This is a genomic window from Chryseobacterium tongliaonense, assembly GCF_041224435.1.
Lineage (GTDB): Bacteria > Bacteroidota > Bacteroidia > Flavobacteriales > Weeksellaceae > Chryseobacterium > Chryseobacterium tongliaoense.
The window spans coordinates 213,192-235,907 of record NZ_JBGFFD010000005.1; the positions used below are offsets into that span (position 1 = coordinate 213,192).

The window sequence follows — 22,716 nt, forward strand, 5'->3', positions numbered from 1 at the left end:
AGTTATAATTGTATTTCATTAACTGTTACCATAGATTCGATATCATAGCCTGAACCGTTCCAGGATTTGTATCTGAATCTGCAGTTTAATTTTTTGTTTACTATTTTCTTGCTCTGATGCATCACCAGGATCTGTGAGTAATCTTTTGAGTACAATATTTTGAACTCATTATTCACCAGATCGTTTTGGCTCAATACCTCGAAACAGTTTTTCATTTCCGATAAAGGAATTTTCGGGTCATTGAAAGGCTCCGGATTTCTTATCAGCAAGGCTACAACATCACTGTTGCTGTTGACAATTTTCACAAACTCGGTATTTGTAGGCGGATCTAAAGGTTTTAATCCCAATACGCCTTCAAGAGCTCTGTCAAATACTTCTGAATACGTATTTACAAGGCCGACCAGCTGTGCATTTTCAACACCTCCCGAAACCAGGGTATACAGGTTATCCAACTGCTGCTGACTGACATTCACCGGAATCTGGTAAACAGCATCTCTTTCTGCTACTAAAGCATTATTGTCATCATATTCTTTCAGCTTGTAGCTTTCTACCTGCTCTATGAAGTTTTTATATCGTGAGGTTTTGAAAACAAACTCATGAATTTTCTGATTTTCTTCATAAACGATTTCTATGCCGTTCATATGAGGAGTAAACGCACCATCATCATTGTCATCAAAAGCATTGTATACAATTGCCGTATACAGTTTTTCAGGATTAAGGTTTGTAAGCACCACGGAATAGTCATATGATTTTGGCGGCACCGGATCTCCTAAAGTAATGGAGCACGTAATAGGGCTGTTAGGCTGATTAACATAATTAACATAGTTGATCATCTGCTGAACTCCTAAAGGGATGTTCGGGTTTGTGCCCTGCTGCCATGTTTCCGAGTCGATTACCGGTACGGTTTCATGTTGTGTCCAGTCCTGTGGTAGAGGATACGGAACGATAACGTCCGTAACCGGATCTTTAATCACGATATTGATGCTTCCCTTCATTTTCTTCAGTTCCTGCTGAGCGCCCTGAGCCGGGATTTTCTCCCATGTCTTAAGCATGTTGTAGACATACGGTTTTGTAAAGAAGAATTTGATCTCACATTCCTGGTTCCCGTAGAACATCGGTTTTGCCATCAGCAAATCTCCGTCTGCATTAGGATATGATTTCTTCATATCGATGTATGATTTAAGGGATGTAATCGGATATTCTTCCGGTTTTTTACCGCTGTCGGTATCGATATAATCCAATCTTTTCTTTTCAAAATGCCCGATAGGTCCTGCTGTTTTGAATGCGAAGTAATAGTCAAAGATTTTAGGGGTATCATCGTTGATATTATCCTTCATCTTGATATGTAAACAATATGTACTGTTTGGTCTCCACACCGGCTGCACCACTTTTTCCATGGCATCAAGCATCAGCTGCATATCCTGCTGAACCGCCAGTTGCCCCGGAATGGTCTGCTGATATTCATAATCTGCTGCCGTCATCCATGAAACCTGCTGTAATAAGGTATAGCAGTTGGCTACATAGTCAGTATTATCATTATTACATCCGCAGTTTCCTAACTGGAACATAATTTCGAAGATTTTCTGGGCTAAAGCCAGTGCACCGGCTAAGGTAGCATCATCAGATGCAGGATAGTTTTCAAGGAAATATAAGGTCTCTTTGATATAAGCCTGCCCGTTGAGCAATTCGTATTCAGGATGTTCCTTATCAAAATTGTATAATGCGTTGATCAATATTTCAAAACATTTCCAGTTGCTTCGCAGATCCGGGAAATTAAATGAGATACAGTTATTAAGATCAGAAGTAATCTGATTCAGGAATTCACACAGCAAAGCATCTTTGGTACATGGTTCCGGAATGGCATCACATCCGCAGTTGGGAGTAAATTTAAGCTGAATCGGTTTATGGCTCGTCTTGCTGACTTTGATAATAACCGCTTTATTCATAAACTCTTTCGGATATTCGTTGGAGTAACAGATATCAATATTATCAGCTGTAGCAGATATTTTAGTAATCAGGCTGTTGTACTGAATAAACGAGTTAAACGGATTATTCGGCAGATACAGGAAGATCACAGAATGGGTATTGAAATCCACATAAGGAGCGGTTTCACCGGTCACCTGTATGTACATCGTCTCAAATTCTACCAGGTTATTGATCACAGCTGAATAATTGAAGTTTACAATTCCTGAACTCATCACCCCGTTATAGTTGTTTACCGTATGTATCACATCAAAATCAAGCTCATTGCACTGGGAAGAGGTACAGCCTGCATCTTTAAGGAAATTAAGCTGGGCAACCAATTCGTCATGTAAATTCTGTTCTGAAGGAGACAATACAATTGAAGTTACAGCACCTGTCGCATTGGCCGTTGCATTTGCCCAGATCTGATCGATTTGTGCATTAATAGCATCAATGTCTGCCTGATTCGCATGATGCGGGATAATTTCTATCTTGCTTACATACTTATCTGAATAATTTTCCGAATTATATTCTACGATGGCATCCAGCTCAGCTTTTGTTTTCGTCATCTCAGTGATCAGTTCATAATTCTGATAAATCGCATTCGAGAAAACATCTTTATAGAACCTGATCGTCACATCACTTGCCATTGTTGAAAGCGTAAGATTCACTTTCGCAGACGGCTCAGGAAGTGTGATCACCATTGTATTTCCATTGGTAAGCTTCAATGATTTAGGGAATCCATGCGGGTTTGATGCATTCGAAACCATCATATAATCATTGTTTGTCGTAGCTCCCAATAAGTTGTAATAAGCCCCGTTAATATATTCATTGGCATACATGGTCGGCTGGTAATAAACCGTTCCTACAGTCTTGTCCAGTACGTTGGATTCATGCCACACATCTGTATGCTGTGTACAGAATAATGAAGAAGCGGTAATACCATATTGCTCAGGAATAAACCATCCCGGTTGTCCGCCGTCAAGGAATGAGAACGGGTTGGATGATAAAATCCTGATGGTATCATACTTTTCATTGGTTTTCTGCCAGTATCCTATTTTAAAGCTGTTAAGATTAGGGATCTGATTTGCTTCAGCTTCCGTAAGAACCGCTCTGTAAGGATTATACTCCTGCCATTGTCCGTTGTTTTCAATATTGATTTTAATATCTTCAATAGAATACTGATGCTTCACCTGACGAATCACGTGTCCTCCCGGCTGTGTTTTTTCCGGTGGGATCATATCGTTGTAACCGCTTGCTCCGGTGGTATGGCCACCAATTTTCTGATCTGCCGCAGCGGTTGGAATCAGGCCTTTTTCGATTTTAATATCTACATATGTATCTAATGGAATTAACGGAACTTCTGCATTGGCAACCACCGCCGCAGGAACAGGCACCACGTTGACCAGTAAAGGTTTTAAAATAAATTCCTCATTCGTCAACATGTTAACTCCTTTTACTGCATTGTCAAGTCTGGCTTCCTTCGGATAATCTATCGTAGGCGGATCAGATTCATAGGTAATCGGCGCAATCGGAGTGGTATCCGTTTCTTTTTCTTTTTCCCATTTGATCGTCAAATGAACTTTAAGGGTAATTTTAACGATAAAGAGTCTGACTTTCAATTCAAGTTTAAATTCAGCCAGGATCAGGAACGGTTTTACCAATTCCACCCTGAAATAAATCGAGATGAATAAGGAAACTTTTACGATAAACAGGTTGAGCTCCGCACCACCTTCTACATAAATATAACCTCCTACCTGCGGCCGTTCAAAACTGATTTTGGTTCCGACCTCAATAGCGGCCCAGACTTTCAGAATGATTAAATTCAGGTTGAAATCTACCCGGGCTCCGGCTTCTATACCTTTGGCAGCGATCATCAGGTAAGCCTGTGCCTTGATATTGACTGAGTCTTTAAATAATGCAGCTGTAATCGGTTTGTCTCTGGTTCCGAAATTGACATACCAAGGTTTCTGGTTCTTGAAGAAGAACCCCATCTGAACTTCGGCTTTAATATCAATGAATGAACCGTTGTTTTTGTTGAGCTGGAAGTTACCTCCTGCCCCGATCTCCAGAGAATTGTCCCCTACAATCACAAATGCATAGAATGGCGGTACCCGCGGATCGTCTTCTGCTAATCCGAGTCGCTCACTAATGATTGTTAAACCTGCATCAATCGCAAACATACTCGGTACCGACAGTAATACCATCGCACGAAGAGAAGCCAGGCGGCCGTCTAATGTTGCAAGGGAAGCTCCAGCTCCGATTGAGAATGGGAAACTGTATTTTTTAGTTTGCTGCGGACCGATAAACTTATCCATATGAATCCCTCTTTCCGGATGCATATAATAGTCGTACCAGCTGTCATTTTCAGACATTCCGAGCGCACTCTTATGAGCGATGTAGCGATAACCTAGCAATCCTCTGAACCCGAAGATACCGAATGAGCCGAGCGGAATCACAAACGGGAATTCTACATTGGCATCGATAAAGAATCCCGGATATTTAGGATCAAAAGCCATTTCGGCAGAACCGTAGATACTCATTTTCGGTAACTGAAGGGCAACTTTCCCTCTGTATTCCGTAGAAACTCCCGGCTCAGGAATCGTTAATGAACCTTTAATAATAGCCACAGCAGCGGCTGCACTGGCCGATCCCGGAATCACCAGGTCCACTTCCAGTGTTGAGATATGGAAATAATGATCTCCTAATCCGCCATGTTTTTCATTATCATTGGTATAATAGTATTTCACTCCGTTTCCTCTTACATCAAGGCCAAGAGGGTTTACGTTGATCCCCCCGTCAAAACCGATGTAGTTGTAACTACGCATCGTTCCTTTAAACACTCTCTGGATCGTTCCCATGTGAATGGCTGATACCGCCATGGTTACCGGACCGATGTTCAGGTTAAGATTGATCGGGATAATGGAATTTCCTCCGCCCAATTCAAATTTACCGTTGGCATAATAACGGATTGCCGGAAGATCAATTCCTTCTTTTCCTAACAGCTTTTCACCGAAAGAACCCGTCGGGAAAGTAATTTTGGTATCGGCTTCGATATAGAAGTTATCATCTTTTTTACCGATCTCAATATTCTGAAGATAGAACGTCAAAATATCAAAAAGATTCATCGGTAAACCAAATGGCAAGAAAGCTGCTGAAAGCTTAAAGTTTTCTTTACTTTCCCATTCCCCGATCACATCGATCGTTAAGTCTCCACCGTTATATCCTTTGAACTTCTTAATTTTCAAACCGGCACGTAATGAGGAATGAACCACCTGTCCCTGATGGAAGTCAATATCAAAATGGCTGAATCCTAACTGCCATGATTTTTCCGGATCTTTCCCCAGGTCAAACCATAAAGTATTACCTGCTCCCTGCAAAGACAGGCTGCTGATAAACTGATAGTATTCTGCTTCGATTTCAAATCGTCTGTAATCTCCCGCACTGGTTGTCAATCCCATCGGATAAACAAATTTCAATTGAGAAGGAGAAGGCAGTGCATTCATATAAGTCAGCAATGCATCATGACTGGCAATCGCTACCGGATTGGTATTCGACATCGATTTTACTTTCAGGTCAGAATAATCAAGGTCAAAGTATTCTTCAAAATAGCTTACCACATTGGTTTGGGTACCTACTTTCTGGGTAGCATAAGTTGCCCTGATCGCAATATTTCCTGAAAGTCCTCCGGTTCCGATCAGTAAATGGTTGGCTGAAATACCAATCGTCTGGTTATCTGTTTTCTTAAACCATTTTTTAGGAAGGAAAATCTCGGTATACTCCATGTAAACCCCCATAAATTCTTTGGGTCTTCCATCGGCATCGGCTTCTGCGATATTTTCTTTTTTGCTAAGGTCGATTTTAAGGTTGTGAATATCGATCACAAAACCTGTATTCCCGATCTGAGCAGGATAATTGGTATTAAGTACCAGATCCATATTATATCCGAACCCTCTTTCGGTATCTGCATAAAATAATGCTTCCGCAAAGCTTAATACCACTTTTGGATCTCCATTTCCGTCTGCCGGAATGGGATCTAAAGGAGTTGTAGGATGACTTAATGGGTAAACCGGCGTTAAAATACTTCTGGGAAACTCGATGGCTGCAGACAACATCAGCGTTGCCTTGAATTTAGGAACAATGACTTCTTTGATGAATTCATCAATATCCTGTGGCATCAAAGCTCTGAAGAACATTTTTACCCTCGCTCCTGTTTCCTGAAGATCATCGGTTAATAAATAGGCACTGAAAGCTACTAATGAAGCATATCTCCCACCTGCTTTTCCAAAAATGTCTTTAACAACATCTGTAACGGTTGTTGCTTCAGTAGGAATCATCAGTCCTAAGTTTTCTTTTGTATTCAGAAAATCTACAAACTGCTTAAGTGGTGTAGTGTCCTGGTCAGCCTCAACAAACGTGTTGACAAAATGCGCAATCGCCTGTTCTTCCGTAATATTGAGAACCCTGAGAGCCACTTCAAAAATCTCCTGCGGCTGAAAGGAAAAATTTCCCATGCTAAAGTAACGCAGATATGCGAGGATCTTCCATTGGTACTCAATGGTGATGGGAAATGCGGAGATCTTGGAATCGTTATCTTCAATATCCGGATTCAGAACCAAAGAAATACCCGTTCCCGGAATTTCAATATCGATTCTTTTGGATACAATGGATAAGCTGTAAAATGCCGAATCTCCTTTCGGCCCTTTACTGTACTGTAAATCTTTATAATAGATTTTATCGAGGAGGTGGGTGACCCCCTGTTTTATGAATCCCAGAATATCCGGGATATCGTCTTCTGTAATCACAGAGGATAACCTAGGGTAATACCTGTGTGTTACTGGTGTTTGATTTGGCATAAAAAATATTTTGTGTTTGGGTGGCCGGAGTTTTGAGCACAAAGCTCCTGGTCAAAGCAGTTGGGTGCTTTAACCGGCCACAGTATTACATTTTCTCTAGAATCATTTTGGTTGTAAAAAACCTCAGAATGTCAGAATATTATTTCTGTAAAAGCATGAGGGTATACCCTCGGGTAATTTGGGGTTACCGATGTCTATTTTATAGGAAAATTTTGTTAAGCTATTTTTCTTAATTAGAAAGGATTATACCCTTGCTTCATAACATCTATCTGATCTTTTATATATTGAGAAAGAGTTCGTCCCAATAAAGTAGTAACAAACTGAGTATCATTCCTTAAAGGCAAATACGCTTGTCGAATAATTGGATCATCTCCTTCATCAAGATATATAAATAGAAATTGATCACCAGCATTATATGCATCAACAACAAAAAATTTTCTATTAATAACTCTATTATACATCTGCAACCAAGCTCTGGCAGCATCTTGAAGTTCTTCTTGAGTTTCAAAAATATTGTAATCAAGAACATAACAATTTTTTCCTGCAAGAAACAAAAGCTCTTTTAAAACTTTTGGAAAAGCATTTCCATTGTTATATTTTACTTCAAGCTGTTGAATTTCTGTAAGAGAGATTGGTTTTATCCTTCCTTCATATTCAGGATCATTAGGATATGCCGCAGGATTATTTTGTAAATGTTTTAAAAATTGTATTTCCATTTTTATTGTTTTATCAGTTCACCAGCATCCTTTAATGTAATCGCTTTAGGATGTGTTATAAATTTAAATTCAATTATTTTTCCTTGAGATTTTGCATAATTTTGAGCTGCCTGTAAATATTTTTGACAGTTTTTACAAGTATATAATATAGATTCCATTTCAATTACGAATTTATTACCTTTATGAAAATGTTCTTCAAAAAAATTATATAAAAATTTAACTTCTGTATCATTATATCTCAATCTACCCTCATTATCAAAAGCGTTCTTAGCAAAAGCCTTATATTTTTCATAATTACTTGGTTCTACAAATCTATTTCTTAGATTTGCAACATTAGTAAAAATATTCTCAATCCCCATAGGATCTCCGGATAAATAATTTTCTGCTATAGAAGGGCCAACAGGAGTAGAATTTTGATAACAATCAATTTTCACAAAAAGACGATTTCTTTGTTTGAAATCTGAATAATAAATAGGGTTAGCATTATCAAAAAAAGTTGAGAAATTATTAATCATTTCTTTAAGCTTATTTTTTTGTATAAACTGTACATCAATATTAGTAGGATAATTTTGAATGGTCTTAGCCCAACTCAGTCTATTTTTTTGTAATAAGCATCCCAAATGTGATTCATTAGGTAATCTCGTTTCAAGAATATCTAAAACATCATCAGCATCATACATATCAATTGAGCTTTTGGATAATGTTTTGGTATCTAACAAAAGATGTATTCCCAGTGGTTTTTGTTTTAGCTCTAAGAAGACATTATCATTAACGTTACCAAAATTATCCAAAAACCTCCATCTTAACTCGTAATTCAACGGCTCTAATTCACTTCTCAAAATAGGTTCTACATAAAACTTGACAATATCATCTACCTTACCTTGGTTTGCTATAACTTCAACCATTTTTCTATCAATGATAGATTTATTATACATATTTCGCCAATTAGCTACAGTATTAATTGTTGAACTATTTAGCTTAATAAATTGATCAGGTTTAAGATTTGCAAATTCTGCCTGAAAGATTTTTTGATAATCTACACCACCAATATTTGGTAATTGAATATAGTAATTATAAAAATAAGGATATTCATTTTGAAGTTTGGCCTTATAAGTAACTATTGCCATGTCCTCTGCTCCAACAAGATGATTTGCTACCTTCTTAATTTCATCGGATAAAGCATTGAATACTGGTGGATCAGAAACGAGTTCTCTCGCAGCAATAGTTGCTTTTCTTCTTGCATAGATAGTAGCACCGGCTCCTAACATGGTTAACCAAAAAAACAAGCGAGCTACTTTTTTTGCTGTTTCGCTATCAGTAGTATTAGCAATATAATCTGCAGCGCTATAGCACATTGCTACAGTAACTGAAAATACTTCAAATCCGGCTTCTGCTCCTCTTAAAGTCAATACAACATCTTGAGTAGCTGATGTTGCACGGAGAGCTTTACCAATTTTAGTAACATATTTTAAATATTTCAGATCCTTTATAAGCCCTATTCCACCTGTTGCAAAGAAGATTAAAATCTCTGTCGATATATCTATTCCTAAAGACCATGCTGCATTGATATCTTTTATTCTATCATATTCTTCACAATAATAATATACAAAAGCTGGTAAAATTGGATCTTGTGGGAGATATTCTTTGAGATCATCAAACTCTTTTAAACCTATCATATTAACTGGTTGATAAAGATGAAAATCCATATCTTTTTTTTCCACTTTCACTGCAGCATTTGGATCTAAAAATATAAATTCCTTACTACTCCTATTATGAGTTATAACTCGTGTTATAGTTATTTTTTCTTTATTTAAGTCTTTATTAATGGTATATTTAGTATCAGTATTAATTTTAAAACTAGTATTACTGGATGTTTCATATGAGAATTCCAAGGTCACATAGTATTTATCATCACCATCTGATATGTAGTATTTTTCTCCTTGTGGGGTTTGAAAGTATGCGTTGGGATTAGTACCATCAGGTGTTGGGGTTACACCAGAGGGTATAAATCTAAAATCATATTTACTTTTTTTCCATATTTCATATAGACCATAAATAAAGTTTCTTTTGTGGGTCTTTTCGTTAGCAAAAAAACCGACGACGGGAGAAATTTGTTGTATCGTAGCATCATCAAAAAGCCTAAATAATTTTTCAAAATAAGTATGAACCCCATCTCTTGTTTTTAAAAGAAATTCAAGAAAAGCTTCCCCATCTTCCGGGAAAAGATAAAAGGAATGCATAATTTTTAAAATATTAACCTGTGCTTCAGTTGAAAGATCAGCTTGATTAGCATAAGTTTCAATAAGTTTGATTCTTTCAGAAGCACTTAACAGTGATATGGCACTTGACGGCAAAACAAGACTTAAATATTGAAATCTTTTATTATCTTGTTCCGATAAAACACCAATATCCCATGTACTTGGTAATGTTGAAGGAGAATCAAAAAATTGATTTTCGTTTTTGTATGAAATATTATAATGAAGATTTACAAGAGCATTATAATAGTTATTAAAAGGCTTATAGAGCCCATTGTAAAACTGATCTTCGCTTACATCTAAAGCTAATTCTTTTGTATTTATTAAATCTTTATAACCCCAATCCAACAATAGATGAGCTATAATTTTATCTGTTTTTGTGAAATATGATGTTGTGATAGGAGATGCAACATTGTCTATATAGTTATGTGCATCTACTCCTGGTGGGATATTATTTATAAGATTCTGTATATCAGTTAATTTTTCTATTGATAAAATATCTAGTACTTCACGATATATTTTATCAATCCTAAAACATATTTTGATTATTCCTTCATATAATACCTCCTTAGACAATGGAGATATCTTAATTGAATCGATCTTATTTTTAAAGTTTTTAGTAAAAAAAAGTCCCTCTCCTATATTGGAATAATTAAATTCTGTATCACGATCAAGTCTAATTTTCTTGCTATAATTAGGGCTACTTAAATCAAGATTTTCAACTGGATATTCATTACTTTTAGAAAAATCAAAATCTAAATTATTTATTTTAAATTCATATTTTGAATATATATAATACTTTTTATACCCATTACTTAGATTCCCATTAAACTCCACTTTATCTATCTTAAACAGATCGCCTTGCTTTGCAAATTCAAAGTCTTCAAACCAGTTTTCTAATTTCAGCAAATTTTCTATCTGATTTTCAAATTTCTTATAATTTACATATGCTAAATACTTACAATAGCCTTTTTTGAAATTTTTATGTTTCCGGTCACTTTCATAATAGTCAATCTCACCCACATATACATATCCTACACCTTTATAATCAAATGTAAGTAACTCACCTTTTATATTATAGGAAGTGGGTACAATTTCATAATTCGCTCCATTAATCTGTGGAGAAACTCCTTTTAATCTTACAGGAATTCCATTTTTAATTGTTAATACTGCTGACTCCATTTCTACGATTTAATTTTTTCATAAATGTTATTATCAATATCTGATATAACTAAAGGCATCCATTTTGAGTATTCTTCCGACGCAAAAACCATATTATCTGTTGTTGTAACATATATTTTGTCAACAGGAGTTGTAACAACAAGATCTCCCATTTGATTTTCTCCTATTATTGATAAATAATATTTCTTGTATTGTACCCCATTAGAAGAAGTATAATTTTCGCTTTCATCTTCTAACTCATTTCTAAAATAAAATTTTGCGTTATTAATCTCATTACCAATAAGAGTAATGAAGATATTATTCTCATCATCTGTAATGCCTAAAAGTTTTTTACTAGGTAATGTACCGTCCGTTAGATGTAGAGATAAGCCTGTTATAGTATTCCCCTCAGAATCAGTATATATTTCAGTCTGAAAAAAATAAGGACTTTCTGGACGATAAAAATTATTCATTTTATCACTATAAATAATTGTCCCATTATTACTGTTATCTCTGTAAGCAGTTCTACTTTCAAAAAAGCTACCAATATTTTGACGTATATTATTTAACAAAGTTTCATAAGTAATTCTTTTTAAACTTTGTGAATCATTTTTCATCACTATATCTTCAACTCTTTTTGTGGTTGTGGTAGCAATATCTTTTCCTCCTTGTTTATTTTCGAAATCAATCAACAATAAATTTTGGTCAATTATATATCGAAGTTCATTCGTATTTTTAGGCTGTATATGTGGATTAGCATTGATTAGTCCAAAAACATCATCAATATCTTTCATATAGAATATTTCTGAAGTATTACCTACTGCTGATACACGAACAGCCTTCCCCTCATAAATCAACTGCACAAAAGACCCAATCGTAAAATTGGAGCTCGTCTTTTTCAGATCAAAAGAGATGGGTTTTGTGAAGTCGGTATTGATGTTATCGCCGGCTTCCTGCAATAAATTCCCGCCTCTGATGAAATAATCTTCGTTGGGTGTGGTCGAACTCAGAACGCCCTGCTTTACATATAAAGCTGCAGCATCATTGTTATCGGTCGTCAGCTGAATCACTAATGAAGGTCGTTCAGTAAACTCTTTTAAAGGCCAGCCATCATCAAATTTCTGTTCAGAAAGATCATTCACCATTGTTCCGATCTTCATGTTGTTGGTATTGGTAGCACTTAAATTGTAGTTCCCATAAAAGTTATAAGACCTCTGTCTGCTGCTCTGGATATACAGATAAGTGGTTTTGGCGGTTGCAAAGTTTGCGATCAGGTTATAAATATCATCATTGGTCTGCGCTGTAGGCTGATCTTTAATGTATATCTTTCCCTTACCCTGTGTATGCAATCCGTAGAAAGCCGCAATATCGAGAAACTGAGTTGCGGATTCCCTGATCAATTTACTTTTAAAAGCCGTAGTTCCGGCAGCCGGATCCAGGATATGGTCTGTTTTACGCGCATAGGTTAAATTCAGTTTGAATGGATTGGGATCGTTTTCAATCGTGTAATCCCCTTCATTCAATACAATATCAATCCCTAATTGTCCGTTAATCGTACCAAGATGGGTTCCTCTCGGAATCATGGGCAGTTCATAGGCTTTATTTGCGGGCTCTGTAACCGTTCCGTTATTATTGACCGCCTGAGAAATTTTAAAGAAATAATCATCAATAAGAACTTCATCAGGATTTTCAGTGGAACCGACAGCCGGATATCCAAGATATTGCGCCGTAAAGGTAGGTTCTGCAATCCCTAACATATCATAGAGACTTTTAAATTCTTTCCTGATCACATCTACAAATCCGGTTGTTCCGATCCCCTTGATCGTACCGGTGGTATCAAAGAAATCAGCACTGTTCATTCCTCTGTAAATGATATATTTAATGGCAAGTCCTTTAATCGGTTGGTTAAAAGGTTTCAGAATGACATTGATTTTACTGGCATCTGTTCCGTAAGGCTGTAATAAAATCTGTCCCTGACATAGGGTAAATACTTTTCCGTTATAACCGTTTATTTTGGACGTGGTCCGGAAAACAGTATTTCCACTGGGACCTGTAATTCCAAACTTGTCTGATGAGCTTTGTGTAAAGCTTTTCCCTTTCTCCAGAAAGAAGAAAGATTCCGGCATAAGATCCGGTTTTACATTAAGCCCATTGCCGTCGGGGGTTGTAGGAAGTGACCCCGAAGTCGTGTTTTGTGGCATTTTGTTTTGTTTTGGTGTTAATAAAAAAAAGAAAGTAACCGGAAATTCCCGGAGCGGTTTAAGTTTCGGTAAAGACAAAACCTCTCCTGTACAATCAATTTTCATCAATTGCATGGGTTGTTTTCAACAATGAATTATAGCGTGGCTATTTCGTGAAAACTACATATCCGTTCTTGTCTTTCGGTAAATTTTGTAAGTTCCTCCAGGTTGCATTGATCTTACGGTCACCTTTCCAGATGTACCTTCGTTCAAAATGCGGGAGATCTTTAAAGGTTTTCCAGTTTCCACCCCATTCCCAGCCATGTTTTGCAAATATTTTCACGCATTCGTACCAGTCGGCTACCCCATCATTATCCCAGTCTTTTGCAGTGTCCCAACTCACTGTTCTTCCGTCGATAATAAGGCAGATATCTACCGCTAATCCGTAATTGTGAATACTCTGTCCGGCCTTCGCATTGGTGACTTTTTTCCCGGGTTTTGTCCTGCCCTGAGCGTAAAGTTCATCTTGTTCCTTAAAGGTTCTCAATCCCTGGGTAATCCTTACCTTGGCCCGCCCGGTAAGAGAACGGTCGCATTCTTCAATAATTAATGCAACCTCATCTCTTACGAGCGGATGCAGTTTTTTAATTCTGCTTTCACTTGGTTTATCCATGATTAATAATTTTTGTGTTTGGTATTGGTGTTAATTTTATGTATTAAATTTAGTGTATTCCGGAATATTATACATTCTGATTGAATTCTAAAGCAAAAATATTTACAGTTAACGACAAAACTTGACGTATTATATTCTACATTTTAGAATAATCCAAAATATTATTCACATCTCCTGAAAATGAAATTGTTTCGTGGATTTATATAATTTTTTCATCCGTGATTTAATTCTAAAGCAAATCTATTGCAGGAAAACGTCAGAACTTGACGTGTTATTTTTTAAATTGAATTTAGTTCTGAAAGAAAAGTTTTATAACCATTAAGAGTTTAATTAATCTTTTAAGAATATTAAGTGCTGATGTGCCTAACATTATTTGACATCTAATTAGAACGAATCTCTTAGCTGAGCTTAATTCCTTAAAAATCTTAATGGTTAAAATTATACTCCATTTCATTATGTTATTAAGAGTGATATTCTCAATGATTTGAGCCTAAAAAACAAAGGTCCTTAAAACCTTCATGAGTTTTATCATTTCACCAAGACTTCGTCAAATTACAAAACTCTAAAAATCAATACATTAAATTCAATATTAAAATTACTTCACATAAAAGTCTATAAAACAAATGGACTAATAAAAATATATGTCCTATATTTGCACCGTATTAAAAAAGAAATGAAAGTAGAGTTTAAAAATAAAAACGTAAAAAAACAGACCATCAATATGATGATGTATTGCTGGATGCCTGTGTCTCAATGTTACTGTGGTTAAACTTACTTTTATTATGACATATATGAAAGACTTTGCCACGGTGTAAGGTCTTTTTTTATTGAACAAGAACAACATTAAAAATGATAGAAATAAAAAACATTTCAAAAACATTTCACCAGAAAAAACAGAGCTTTAAAGCTTTGGATAATGTAAGCCTGAATGTTGAGCAGGGTGATATCGTCGGGATTATCGGTTTCTCAGGTGCCGGAAAAAGCACCCTGATCCGTACGGTAAATCTTCTGGAAAAACCTGACCACGGACAGATCATAATCAATGGTAAAGATTTTACAAAACTAAATTCCAGACAACTTGCAAAAGAGCGTAAAAAAATAGGAATGATTTTCCAGCATTTTAATCTTCTCTCTTCAAGGACTGTTTTTGAAAATGTAGCGTTACCTCTGGAACTGGACTCTACCAATAAATCCGAAATCCGGAAAAAGGTCAGCGAACTTTTAAAAATCGTAGGACTGGAAGACAAAGCCAACGATTATCCTAAAAGCCTCTCAGGCGGACAAAAACAAAGAGTAGCCATTGCAAGGGCATTGGCAAACGATCCTTACCTCCTGCTTTGTGACGAGGCAACGAGCGCTCTGGATCCGGCGACAACGCAATCCATTTTACAGCTGTTAAGAGACATCAATCAGCGTTTGGGAATTACCGTTCTGCTGATTACCCACGAAATGGAAGTCATCAAAGCTGTCTGTAACCACGTCGCCGTCATTGATAAAGGAAAATTAATAGCCAAAGGAACTTTAAGTGAGATCATTTCTGATAAAGAAAACCCCATCATTAAACAATTTTTAAATTCAGGTGTTATGACTATACCACAAGAACTAAATAAAAAACTACAAAAAGAGCCACAAGACGGATTATTTCCTCTTGTTGAAATAGAGCTGAACGAAAATGTAACTGTCGAAAAATTGCTGTCAAAGATCTACGACGATTATAAAATTCCTTACAAACTTCTGAAAGCGGATGTAGAATACCTCGGAAATTCCAATTTCGGAAAGCTTCTGCTACAGCTGCAGGGTGAAGATGAAGAAAATCAAAAGGCGATCTACTATTTCAACCAGAACAAAGTTCAAAATACAGTAAAAGGATATGCTTAGTGATACGGTAATTTCGCTTTTGTCAAAAGGCATCTGGGAGACGGTTTTTATGACATTTATTTCAGGGTTCTTCGGTTTTGTATTAGGACTTCCGGTAGGGATTTTATTATTCCTGACCAAAAAAGGCCAGCTTATGGAAAATGTTCTCTACAACAAAATTTTATCGGTTCTGGTCAATATTTTCCGGTCAATACCTTTTATTATCCTGATTGTCTGGATGATTCCCTTTACAAGATCATTGGTAGGAACTTCAATCGGAGTCAATGCAGCATTGGTTCCTTTGAGTATCGGAGCAGCGCCATTTATTGCAAGACTGGTTGAGAACAGCCTTCTTGAAGTTCCGCACGGTCTGATTGAAACTGCAAGAGCTCTGGGAGCAAGTCCGTTCCAGATTATCAAAAAAGTTCTGCTCCCGGAAGCATTGCCTTCCCTGATCAATAATGCAACGATTACCCTGATTACTTTGGTAGGATATTCTGCGATGGGTGGTGCTGTGGGTGCCGGCGGATTGGGACAGATCGGATATCAGTACGGCTATATCGGCTATGATGTGGTGATCATGAATACGGTTCTGGCTCTATTGGTAGCTTTGGTTTTTATGATCCAGTTTTCCGGAGACCGGTTGGCAAAAAGATTTGATCACAGATAAAATCAGTTGATCGAAAAGACACAAAGTTTATTTAAAATCTCTGCGCCTTAAAAACTCTTTGAATAATCATCTTTTTGCGTCTTTGCGATTAACAAAACTCTAATAAATAGTATTAAAAAATTAATTATAAATGAAGAAAATTAAAATTCTTGGATTATTGGCAGCAGGTCTGTTAATATTCAATGCATGTAATTCAACTAAAAAAGACAATCCCAATTTCATTAAAGTCGGGATCACCTCAGGACCTGAACAGGAAATTGCTGAAACAGCCAAAAAAGTAGCAAAAGAAAAATATAATCTGGATGTAGAGCTTGTTTCGTTTAACGACTATGTTATTCCCAATGAAGCTTTAAACAACGGTGATATAGATGCCAATGCATTTCAGCATGTTCCGTATCTGACTGAGCAATCCAAACAAAGAGGTTACAAACTTGCAGTGGTGGGAAATACTTTTGTATATCCGATTGTAGCCTATTCCAAAAAAATAAAAAATATCAGCCAGCTTCAAAACGGCAGTACAGTTGTTATTCCTAACGATCCTACCAATGGTGGCCGTTCATTGCTTCTTTTACAGAAAAACGGATTATTAAAACTAAAAGAAGGAGTTGGCTTATTACCCAAAGTCACGGATATTTCCGAAAACCCGAAACAACTGAAAATCCTGGAAATCGAAGCCCCCCAATTACCCAGAGTATTGGACGACAAAGAAGTAGTCATTGCGATTATCAACAATAATTTTGCTGCCCAGGCCGGATTGGATGCTGCTCAATCTGGAATTTTCAAAGAAGACAAAGATTCTCCGTACGTCAATGTAGTCGTTTCCAGAGAAGACAACAAAAATAATGAAAAAGTAAAAAACTTCCTGAAAGCTTATCAATCTGATGAAGTGCTGAAAAAAGCGGAAGACGTTTTTAAAGGCGGCGCGGTGAAAGGATGGTAGGTTTAGAGTGATGGTGATGAGTTATAAGTTAAGAGTTATGAATTATGAATTATGAGTTTGTGGTGATAAATGATAATTGATGATTGATAGATGGTAATTTATAACCCAGCCATCAACTTTTAACTCTTAACTTATAACTTATAACTCATCACCATCACTCACAAAATTATTGATAAAATACATTATCTCAATTTGAGATAATAAATATTTTATGTATTTTTGTTACCCAATCAATAAAAAGGTTTTTATGTTAAAGAAAACTGCCATCGTAAGTTTATTCACTCTTATTTCAATTTCTTCAATGGCTCAGACAAATACTCTACCCATTTATCTGGATGAATCCAAACCCGTTGAGCAGCGTGTTCAGGATGCACTCTCCAGAATGACCCTGGAGGAAAAGATAGCAATGCTTCATGCTCAGTCAAAATTCAGTTCATCCGGTGTTCCAAGATTAGGAATCCCTGAGTTCTGGACTACAGACGGCCCTCACGGTGTACGTCCTGAAGTAATGTGGGACGAATGGAACCAGGCAGGCTGGACAAACGACTCTATTATTGCTTATCCTGCATTAACGGCTTTATCTGCTACCTGGAACAAAAAAATGTCCTGGAATTACGGTAAAGCTTTGGGAGAAGAAGCCCGCTACAGAAAAAAAGATATTCTTCTGGGACCCGGTGTCAATATCTACAGAACTCCACTGAACGGAAGAAATTTTGAATACATGGGTGAAGACCCTTACCTGACCTCTAAAATGGTCGTTCCTTATATTCAGGGAGTGCAGTCAAACGGGGTAGCAACCAGTGTAAAGCATTTTGCATTAAACAACCAGGAAATGTTCCGTCATACAAGTAATGTAACGGTAGATGACAGAACCCTGTATGAAATCTACCTTCCGGCATTCAAAGCTGCTGTTACCGAAGGAGATTCCTGGACGATCATGGGTGCTTATGACATGTATAAAAACCAATATGCAAGCCAGAACCAGTATCTTCTAAATGATATTTTAAAAGGTGAATGGAAATATAAAGGGGTTGTGGTTTCCGACTGGGGTGCTGTAAATAATACCGAACAGGCCATCCACAACGGACTGGATCTTGAGTTCGGAAGCTGGACCAACGGACTTTCAGCAGGAACGAAAAACGCTTACGACAATTATTATCTGGCTAAACCTTACCTGGATTTAATCAAATCCGGAAAAGTAGGAACAAAAGAGCTTGATGATAAAGTAACCCGATTGCTTAATCTGGCTTATAAAACAACAATGAACAGAAATAAGCCCTTCGGAAATATTGCTTCTGAGGAGCATAAAGCGGTTGCAAAAGAGATTGGTGAAGAAGGAATTGTTTTATTGAAAAACCAGGGAAATATTCTTCCCATAGACATCAATAAAACTAAGAAAATTGCCGTTATCGGTGAGAATGCCATTAAAATCATGACTGTAGGTGGAGGTTCATCTTCATTAAAAGTGAAATATGAAACCTTACCATTAGACGGAATCAAGGCAAGATTCGGAAAACAGGCTGATGTACAGTATGCAAGAGGATATGTGGGAGACATCGGTGGTGAGTACAATGGTGTAAAATCCGGACAGGATTTAAAAGATACCCGGTCTGAAGCTGAATTGCTGAACGAAGCTGTAGAACTTGCAAAAAAATCAGATTTTGTCATTTTTGTCGGTGGATTGAATAAAGCCGATTTCCAGGACAGTGAAGGAAATGACAGAAAAAGCTACGGACTGCCTTATAATCAGGATAATCTTATCTCTGCTCTGGCTAAAGCCAATAAAAACCTTGCAGTCGTTTTAGTGTCAGGAAATGCTGTAGCCATGCCGTGGGTAAAAGAAGTTCCTTCCATTGTGCAGTCATGGTATCTGGGTTCTGAAGCCGGAAATTCCATTGCTTCAGTATTAGCCGGTGATGCCAATCCATCCGGAAAGCTGCCGTTTACTTTCCCTGTAAAACTTGAAGATAATTCAGCTCATCAGCTGGGAGAATATCCGGGAAATAAAGAAGAATTTGCAGCAGGAAAAGGAAAAGATCAGAAAAACCCGATCAATATTACATATAATGAAGGAATTTTTGTCGGATACCGTTGGCATGATACAAAAAAGATCAAACCTTTATTCAGCTTCGGGCACGGATTAAGCTATACAACTTTTGAATTCGGAAAAGCTACGGCTGATAAAACAACCGTTTCCCAGGATGGTAACATTACTTTCACGGTATCTGTAAAAAATACCGGAAAAAAAGCAGGTGCTGAGGTTGCCCAATTGTACATCAGTGATCTGAAATCTTCCCTTCCACGTCCGGCAAAGGAATTGAAAGGTTTTGAAAAAGTATTTTTAAATCCGGGAGAGCAGAAAGAAGTGACATTCACTATTGATAAAACTGCTTTAAGCTACTTCGATGCTGATAAACATGCATGGGTAGCAGAACCCGGAGATTTTGAAGCATTAATCGGAAATTCTTCGGATGCTATTAAAACGAAAGTGAAATTTACCTTGAAATAAAACATTTAAGTTATTTATAAATCAGGCTACCCTCGGGTAGCTTTTTTTGTATAAAATTTTACATATCAAGTGACGGAATTTGCTCTGTTCAAACAATTTTTTACAGAAAATAACATCAGTAACTTTCTTAATATTCTTAATAACTTAACAGCACTTAATGGTTCATATTTCATAAAATAAAAAAGCCCGAGTGATCCGGGCTCAGCAATAGCAATTTACAAGGAAAAAATTAGATATGCTGTTTTATATTTTTAAAATACTGAATGACACCCACATCGGGCAGATAAAGCTGATCGCTGAAATGATTTTCAAAATCACGGCTGTTTTCAAAAAAAGAATTACTGAACAGCGCATAAGAAGGTTGCTCGGCAAAATTATTCTTAAGCAGCTGATGGGCTTCAACAATCGTTTTACCATACAGCTTTCTGAAATTCCCGATTTTGTATTGTGAAAACTTTCCGTAATGAATAATAAATTTCAAAGAAAGATCTATCGAAGTATTCAATATTTCGCTCAGCTCTTCGATTTTCCGGTTAAAGGCATTCTTCATATTCAGAAGCATTTTTGAAATCTTACGGTAGGACGGGTTGGAATCGTACCGGTAAAATAAGATCGCATCGCCCTCGATTTCGGAAATGTCGAAATAGTTATCGTTCACATCAATCAATATGGAAAGTAGTTGTCTTACAATATATTCGCCTGTATAAAGTTTCGTATTGAATACAAATTCGGTAAATCCATTGAAGTCCGGAATAAGTATGATGCCCTGATCTATATTTGTATTCTTCATATCAATATTAATTTAAAAAACCTGTTGTATCTTCTAAGACGCAACAGGTTTCATTTTACTTTATTGCCATCCGCCACCTACTGCACGATAAAGTGTGGTAATGGCATTTAACCGTTGTGTTTTTAAAGAAGCAAGATCCAGCTCTGACTGAAGTTTATTGCTTTGCGCCAGAATTACTTCCACATAAGTAGCTGAATTATATTTAAATAAAATATCAGCTTTTTTCGCGGCTTCATTTGACTTTGCAACCAATCCTTCCGCAATTTTCTGCTGCTCTTCCAGCTTCTGAATCTGAACCAAGGCATCGGAAACTTCTTCTACGGCTTTTAAAACAGATTGTTTAAAATTAATTTCAGACTGTTCATACTGAGTTTTCAATTGTTTTCCGTTAACTCATCTTAAAACCTTCAATTCTTAATGATTAAACTTATTTTAGGTTTGGGCTAAAGCCGTTGGAGATTGCTTTAATTGTTTAGTGTGCTAAAGCCAGCTTCTATTGAATAAATTTCTTTTTTCTCTCACTGATTTTTTCCTGATAATTTCAATCATGGAACCAGCTTAAAATATCACAAGATAGTTCTTAACTCATCTTAAAACCTTCAATTTTCTTAATGGTTAAATTTATTTTAGATTTGGGCTAAAGCCATTGGAGATTGCTTTAATTGTTAAGCGGGCTAAAGCCCGCTTCTATTGAATAATTTTTTATCTCACAAAGATTTTAAAGATTGGGGGATTTTATCCTTTGGAAAGCTCAATAAATTTCCGGGATTTTTTAGCTTCTTTGAAAACAAGACCAATCAATATGATAATTGCCGCTACTGCATAGCTTATTAAAATCCCTAAGCTTAAATTACCAACAGCATGTTCTGACGGGAAAACCTGACTCATTAGTGTCATAAAGGATAATCCTATACCCGCTCCAAGGAAATAGCTGGTCGTACTTAAACTTGATGCCACTCCATAGTTTGCAGATTCTACATCCCTGATCCCTAAAATGGATAAGGCCGTAAAGCAGAAAGTCATTCCGATCCCTGAAATACAGGCTGCCCCCAATAAGACCACCGCAAGCGGATGTCTGGTATAAACGGAGATGAACAAAGCAATACCTCCCATCAGCATAAAAATCCATCCGAAAATTCCCATTTGAACAGCACTTAATCTTTTTGAAATGTGAGGCAAAACAAATTTTGCAACTAATGCCGACAGAATACTGAACGGAACCAGCATTAACCCTGCTGAAGCAGCACTATGATTCATATCTTTCTGCAGCATCAATGAGATCAAAAATAGAAACCCGATGAAAAATGCCCCAAGAGTAAAGAAAACAAGATTGGAAACCAGTAATGACTGATGTCTGAATAACTGCAGGTCAATTAAAGGTTGTGCCACTGTTTTCAGGCGATAAAACACAAATCCTAAAAGTAAAACCGACAACACCATAGAACCAATGATTAAAAAAGGTTTTTCATGGATTTGTATCAGTTCATGGGTAGAATAGGTTAAACTTAACAGTCCTAAAACCAGCAATATCCCGGAAATCGCATCTGTTTTTTGTCCTTTTTCTGATTTTTCATCTGCAGGGAGATGTCGATAGGCTAAAATAAGAGTAACCAAAAGAATAGGAACATTAATCAGAAACACCCAATGCCAGCTTAAATAAGTACTGATAATCCCACCAATTGATAATCCGCTTCCCGATCCTATGGCTGCAAAGGAACTGAAAATACCCAGTGCACGGTTTCTTTCCTGTTCTTCTCTGAAAGTATTGGTCACAATTGATAGAGCCGAAGGCATTATAAAAGCGGCTCCCAACCCCTGTAAAGCACGGAATATTGCCAGGACCTGGAAATCTGTTGACAGCCCCGCACCTAAAGAGGTCAGCATAAAAATAAGCCCACCGATTAAGAAAATTTTCTTGCGTCCGATCTGGTCTGAAAGCTTTCCGCCAATAATCAGAAAACCTCCGAAAAATAAAACATACAACGTCTGCAGCCATTGTACTGTTTCCGCCCCGATGTTGAACTGCTCCTGAATAGAAGGAATCGTTAAATTAATAATGGCAATATCCAACGCCTCTACAAATGTTCCTACCGATGCCAAAACCAATATCAGATTTCTCTTTGTTCCCATACCATTCAAATTTCCTG

Annotated in this window: 12 protein-coding genes; 4 read left to right on the top strand and 8 right to left on the bottom strand. The window is 36.9% G+C overall.

Features of this window, described 5'->3' with window-relative positions; genetic code table 11:
- Nucleotides 1-2 precede the first annotated feature (2 nt).
- From AB8P06_RS12680 to AB8P06_RS12700, 5 genes are all read right to left on the bottom strand, one after another.
- Entirely contained in the window at nt 3-6,818 is a 6,816-nt protein-coding gene (locus AB8P06_RS12680) for a hypothetical protein (RefSeq protein ID WP_369842267.1), read from the bottom strand.
- Nucleotides 6,819-7,051: 233 nt separating this feature from the next.
- Complete coding sequence (locus AB8P06_RS12685; protein WP_369842268.1) at nt 7,052-7,534, bottom strand: hypothetical protein; 483 nt, start codon at nt 7,532-7,534, stop codon at nt 7,052-7,054.
- A 2-nt stretch (nt 7,535-7,536) separates the two neighbouring features.
- Nucleotides 7,537-10,971: a hypothetical protein gene (locus AB8P06_RS12690; protein WP_369842269.1), complete on the bottom strand. Its 3,435-nt coding sequence runs from the start codon at nt 10,969-10,971 to the stop codon at nt 7,537-7,539.
- A 2-nt stretch (nt 10,972-10,973) separates the two neighbouring features.
- Nucleotides 10,974-13,151, bottom strand: coding sequence for a hypothetical protein (locus AB8P06_RS12695; RefSeq protein ID WP_369842270.1), 2,178 nt, complete (start codon nt 13,149-13,151; stop codon nt 10,974-10,976).
- Between the two features lie 145 nt (nt 13,152-13,296).
- Nucleotides 13,297-13,803: a M15 family metallopeptidase gene (locus tag AB8P06_RS12700; RefSeq protein WP_369842271.1), complete on the bottom strand. Its 507-nt coding sequence runs from the start codon at nt 13,801-13,803 to the stop codon at nt 13,297-13,299.
- Nucleotides 13,804-14,652: 849 nt separating this feature from the next.
- Here AB8P06_RS12700 and AB8P06_RS12705 point away from each other — a divergent pair.
- The 4 genes from AB8P06_RS12705 (at nt 14,653) to AB8P06_RS12720 (ending at nt 19,779) form a co-directional block, all read left to right on the top strand.
- Nucleotides 14,653-15,681: a methionine ABC transporter ATP-binding protein gene (locus AB8P06_RS12705; protein WP_369842272.1), complete on the top strand. Its 1,029-nt coding sequence runs from the start codon at nt 14,653-14,655 to the stop codon at nt 15,679-15,681.
- Nucleotides 15,674-16,330 (top strand): methionine ABC transporter permease MetI, encoded by a 657-nt coding sequence (locus AB8P06_RS12710; RefSeq protein ID WP_369842273.1) that lies wholly within the window; start codon nt 15,674-15,676, stop codon nt 16,328-16,330. Before AB8P06_RS12705 ends, AB8P06_RS12710 begins: the two co-directional genes overlap by 8 nt.
- 130 nt (nt 16,331-16,460) lie before the next feature.
- Nucleotides 16,461-17,270, top strand: a complete 810-nt coding sequence (gene metQ, locus AB8P06_RS12715) for a methionine ABC transporter substrate-binding lipoprotein MetQ (protein ID WP_369842274.1) — start codon at nt 16,461-16,463, stop codon at nt 17,268-17,270.
- Nucleotides 17,271-17,517: 247 nt separating this feature from the next.
- Nucleotides 17,518-19,779: a glycoside hydrolase family 3 C-terminal domain-containing protein gene (locus AB8P06_RS12720; protein ID WP_369842276.1), complete on the top strand. Its 2,262-nt coding sequence runs from the start codon at nt 17,518-17,520 to the stop codon at nt 19,777-19,779.
- Nucleotides 19,780-20,008: 229 nt separating this feature from the next.
- On the opposite strand, the gene AB8P06_RS12725 is transcribed toward AB8P06_RS12720, so the two are convergent.
- The 3 genes from AB8P06_RS12725 to AB8P06_RS12735 form a co-directional block, all read right to left on the bottom strand.
- Entirely contained in the window at nt 20,009-20,569 is a 561-nt protein-coding gene (locus AB8P06_RS12725) for a DUF2652 domain-containing protein (protein WP_369842278.1), read from the bottom strand.
- A gap of 60 nt (nt 20,570-20,629) precedes the next feature.
- Nucleotides 20,630-20,947, bottom strand: a complete 318-nt coding sequence (locus tag AB8P06_RS12730) for a TolC family protein (protein ID WP_369842279.1) — start codon at nt 20,945-20,947, stop codon at nt 20,630-20,632.
- Nucleotides 20,948-21,304: 357 nt separating this feature from the next.
- The gene (locus AB8P06_RS12735) at nt 21,305-22,699 is read right to left on the bottom strand and encodes an MFS transporter (RefSeq protein ID WP_369842280.1); all 1,395 of its coding nucleotides are present in this window, start codon (nt 22,697-22,699) and stop codon (nt 21,305-21,307) included.
- Between the last annotated feature and the right edge of the window lie 17 nt (nt 22,700-22,716).